Consider the following 830-nt stretch of genomic DNA (forward strand, 5'->3'; position numbering starts at 1 on the left):
GGTCTGGATGCGGACACGACATCCACGACCATCCTGGGCACGGAGGTGATGCCGACCTTGGAGACCTGACCGACTCAAGCCCCCACCGCCTCGAAGACGGTTACACCACTTCCAGGGACTTGACCCCCTCAGCCTGGCGTTCCTTGATCCGCCGTCGCTCGAACTCAGCGAACGCAGCCAGGATCCCCAGCATGAGTCCGTCCACCGGGGATGTGCCGGACTTGTCCACGGTGATCCGCTCGGCCACGAACTGCACCGCGCATCCTTTGTTCGTGAGCTCGTCCACGATGGCGTACAGGTCCCGGGTGTCACGGCCGAGCCGGTCCATGGAGGCGACCTTCACCAGGTCCCCTTCCCGGACGTACCCAATCAGCTCGGCCAGGCCCGCGCGCTTGGCGCGGGAGCTGCCGCTGATCTTGTCCTGGAAGATGCGGTCACACTCCCCCACCGTCTCGAGCTGACGATCCAGGTTCTGCTCGGCCGAGCTCACCCGCACATAGGCCACCGTCTGTCCAACCACGTCTTAGAGCCTCCGCCAGATGTGTCCAACGGGTCCGAAAACGACCCACTCTGACGTGATCCTCTCGTGGGGGCCGGTGGTGTGTAAAGGGGTATACCCGGCTTGACGCCGGGATGGGGCAATGAACACCCAGCTGGATTGTGAGGCATCCCTCTGTCGGAGCGTTGACGTTTACTTTACTCACCTGTTAGTATAGTTTCGTTGATGCGACTACAGGCAGAGGACAGGGGTACAACAGTGAACGACGTTGGATCATCGCCGCGGCGGTGGTGGCTGCTCATGACCGTGGGGGCCGGCCTGCTACTCATCA

The 830-nt window shown here is 62.5% G+C and carries 1 protein-coding gene; it reads right to left on the bottom strand.

The features are described from left to right. Positions 1-100: 100 nt before the first annotated feature. A complete protein-coding gene (locus J1M40_RS11810) occupies positions 101-520 on the bottom strand; it encodes a recombinase family protein (RefSeq protein WP_342356906.1) in 420 nt (139 codons plus the stop codon). Between the last annotated feature and the right edge of the window lie 310 nt (positions 521-830).

It is taken from the genome of Micrococcus sp. KRD026, from assembly GCF_017168445.1.
Taxonomy (GTDB): Bacteria; Actinomycetota; Actinomycetes; order Actinomycetales; family Micrococcaceae; genus Micrococcus; species Micrococcus luteus.